Origin of the sequence: Microseira sp. BLCC-F43, from assembly GCF_041929235.1 — a bacterium.
Lineage (GTDB): Bacteria > Cyanobacteriota > Cyanobacteriia > Cyanobacteriales > Aerosakkonemataceae > Microseira.
This window is the reverse complement of record NZ_JBHFNP010000304.1, coordinates 1-3,281: the sequence shown is the minus strand read 5'-3', so window position 1 is coordinate 3,281 and position 3,281 is coordinate 1. Positions and strand designations below refer to the sequence as shown.

The 3,281-nt window shown below is 48.7% G+C and carries 4 protein-coding genes and 1 pseudogene; 3 read left to right on the top strand and 2 right to left on the bottom strand.

Features of this window, described 5'->3' with window-relative positions; translation table 11 throughout:
* The 3 genes from ACE1CM_RS40250 to ACE1CM_RS40240 form a co-directional block, all read left to right on the top strand.
* On the top strand, window positions 1-1,528 hold a 1,528-nt coding region (locus ACE1CM_RS40250; RefSeq protein ID WP_374884688.1), incomplete at its 5' end, for a PatA/PatG family cyanobactin maturation protease.
* 483 nt (window positions 1,529-2,011) lie between these two features.
* On the top strand, window positions 2,012-2,302 hold the full coding sequence (locus ACE1CM_RS40245; RefSeq protein ID WP_374884686.1) for a hypothetical protein: 291 nt from the start codon (window positions 2,012-2,014) through the stop codon (window positions 2,300-2,302).
* Between the two features lie 3 nt (window positions 2,303-2,305).
* Window positions 2,306-2,449, top strand: coding sequence for an anacyclamide/piricyclamide family prenylated cyclic peptide (locus tag ACE1CM_RS40240; protein ID WP_374884685.1), 144 nt, complete (start codon window positions 2,306-2,308; stop codon window positions 2,447-2,449).
* Window positions 2,450-2,654: 205 nt separating this feature from the next.
* Here the strand turns inward: ACE1CM_RS40240 and ACE1CM_RS40235 are convergent, their stop codons facing one another.
* On the bottom strand, window positions 2,655-2,864 hold the full coding sequence (locus ACE1CM_RS40235) for a hypothetical protein (protein WP_374884683.1): 210 nt from the start codon (window positions 2,862-2,864) through the stop codon (window positions 2,655-2,657).
* A 236-nt stretch (window positions 2,865-3,100) separates the two neighbouring features.
* Window positions 3,101-3,281: pseudogene (locus tag ACE1CM_RS40230) on the bottom strand (transposase); the annotation flags it as partial.

The window sequence follows — 3,281 nt, the reverse complement described above, 5'->3', positions numbered from 1 at the left end:
CGTCCCGGCGTCGCTTCCGGCGGTGTTGGCAGTGGGGGCGATGGATGACCAAGGGCATCCCATCGACTTTAGCAATTGGGGCGAAACCTACCAAAATCAGGGCATTCTCGCTCCTGGGTCAAACATTCTGGGAGCGCAACCTGGAGGCGGTACGGTACGGCTGAGCGGTACCAGCTTTGCCACGCCGATTGTTTCTGGAGTGGCAGCTTTGTTGCTGAGTCTGCAAGTGCAGCAGGGAGAAACACCCGACCCTCAAAAGGTACGCACCGCCATCATACAGAGTGCCTTACCTTGCGATGCTGCCGATACAAACAGCGATCGCTGTCTGGTTGGCAAATTGAATATTTTGGGTGCTTTGAACTTACTTACAGGAGGAAACATGGAAGAAACATTGGCAACCGTGGAAGCTTCTGGATGTGGCTGTGGCGGAACCGGAGCGAGCAATCAACGGTCGGCCTCGCCTCCATCCCCTCGTTCCCAGGCTGAGCCTGGGAACGAGAATAGTGAGGCTCTGCCTCTAGCTGAAATTGCTGCTTCTAGTCCAGAAATAGTCCCAGCAGAAGCGACTGCGCCAACAGTTGCTTCAACCCAAACCATTCCAACTCGTCCATCTATTTCAACAACTTCAACTATGTCGAATCGCAACTCGAATTATGTCACCGCTAGCCAATCTGATGCATCTACCGGCGGGAATATTGTCTATGCTCTGGGTACTTTAGGCTACGACTTTGGTACCGAAGCAAGGCGCGATACGTTTAAACAACTGATGCCTGGGGTGGCAGTGGATAACACTACCGTTCCTGCCAACCCTTACGATGCGCGTCAGATGGTCGATTATTTAGCAGAAAGTCTTTCCGAGGCGAAGGCGTTGATTTGGACGCTGAATATCGAATTGACTCCAGTTTATGCCATCGAACCCGTTGGTCCCTTTGCGCGGGATGTGTATGCAGTGTTGCAGGAATTGCTCTCTGGAACGATTCAAGCGGAAGATAGCGCCGATTATGTCGAACGGGTGAGTATTCCTGGACGCCTGACGGGACGGACGGTGAAGCTGTTTTCCGGGCAAGTGGTGCCAGTAATTGAGCCGGAAAATACGCGCGGAATGTACGGTTGGAAGGTGAACAATTTAGTCACGGCGGCGATTGAAACTGTCCGTGCGACTACAGAAGAAGTCAACGAAGCAGGGATGCAACGCACCCTGGATAGTTTCCTCAATCGCATCTATTACGATTTGCGGAATTTGGGTACGACTTCTCAAGATCGGGCGCTCAATTTTGCGGCGACGAATGCGTTTCAAGCGGCTTCTACCTTTGCCGAAGCGGTGGCGCAAGGAATGGAACTCGATAGTATTACCGTGGAGAAGAGTCCTTTCTGTCGGATTGATAGCGATTGTTGGGATGTGAAGCTGAAGTTTTTTGACCCAGAAAATAGTCGTCGTGCCAAGAAAGTGTTCCGGTTCACGATTGATGTTAGCGATGTGATTCCAGTGACTTTGGGCGAGGTTCGTTCTTGGTCTACGCCGTATTAATTGGTTGAGCAATGAGATAAATCTCGTTGCTCAAACCTCAAATCTGTTTTCACGGGTTTGTTGTGGGGACGTTATATATCCTGTTGTAGAGACGTTACATGTAACGTCTCTACAACAGGGTGCGCTCCCTAATAGACCTCGACAATAAACAGCCTCAAAGACAGGCGAGACGCCTATCCCACAAGAGTTTTTGTCGAAGTCTAATAGACCTCGACAATAATTCTTGTGGGGTGGGCATTCTGCCCGCCAAAGAGGATAGTTTTTGTCGAAGTCTAATAGCGTCATCGATTCACGCGCGGTTTTTCCGGCTTAACGTTCGTAATTTGATGGTGCGAATCGCATTTATTCTGATTTTTGATATGGCGATTCGTGCCTCTAGTTGCTGCGAATAAATCTAAAAATTAAGCCCGAAAAATAGAGTCAAATTTAAGCAAAAATTAGGCAAAAAATGCTTGACACTTTTGAATGGGTTTGTATAAGATTATGAACAAGCGATCGCTAGTGAAAAATATTCAATTTCCCACAAGAGCGATCGCGGTAGAGAAAATCTCCAAACTCAAAGAGTGCGATCGCATCCCAAAACCTTTCTTTAAAGAAGGAGCGATCGCACTCTCACCCAAGGCAATTAGTAAAAGTTTTCTTCTCCTACAGAAGAGGGGCGATCGCACAATCTTAACATCAGAGCGATCGCCATCAACACAGTCTTCTTCATATGATGAAGAAGTGGTCAATCAGACCAAAACCACACAAAACCACGTACAATGGAGTCGATGAAATATGAAGACCAAAAAATCTTTGAATCCCCAAATCGTTGCCCCAGTTGAACGGACAACCGCCACCAGCCGCAACAACAATGCAGGCAGCCCTGGGGTGGACGCGCAGATGGAGTTACTACCATGGAACCCCTTTTTCCGGGGATGACGCAGAGTAATCTATCCGATTCTATCAGTAACCTCAAAAAAGGTCATTCATTCTTTTGTCATTGGCGGCGGGGCACGAAGAGCCTTTCGGAATTGACGCGCAACCTCTGATACCATCGGGCTTGTCCTAACCTGGTACGCGGGAAACTCGTTGCGGTTCTTCCCTTCACCTCTACTACGGGATAGACCAGAAGAGTTACTGATATCTAAGCGATCGCTAGTGAAAAATATTCAATTCCACCCTTGCGATCGCGGTAGAGAAAATCTCCAAACTCAAAGAGTGCGATCGCACCCCAAAACCTTTCTTTAAAGAAGGAGCGATCGCACTCACAAAAAAGTTTTCTTCTCGACAGAAGAGGGGCGATCGCACAATCCCAACATGAGTGCGCGATCGCCATTAACACAGTCTTCTTCATCAACAGAAGAAGTGGTCTTGCCCGACAGGACCAAAACCACACAAAACCACGTACAAGGTCGTACAACTATGAAGACCAAAAAATCCTTGAATCCCCAAATCGTTGCCCCAGTTGAACGGACAACCGCCAACGCCAACAGCCCAACGCAACAATGCAGCCACGGTTGCTCTTTTGACCTTTTTCCGGGGATGACGCGGAGTAATCCCTCTGATTGTATCAGCAACCTCTTGCAAAGGTCAAAAGTCTTTTGTCTCTTCCCATGGCGCACGATTCGCTTCAATGAATTGACGCGCAATCTCTGATACCAGGCGGGTTTCCGATACCTGGTACGCGGGAAACTCGTTGCGGTTCTTACCTTGACCCCTACTACGGGATTGACCAGAGGACTTACTGATACCGATGCCAGCTAGTAACTTG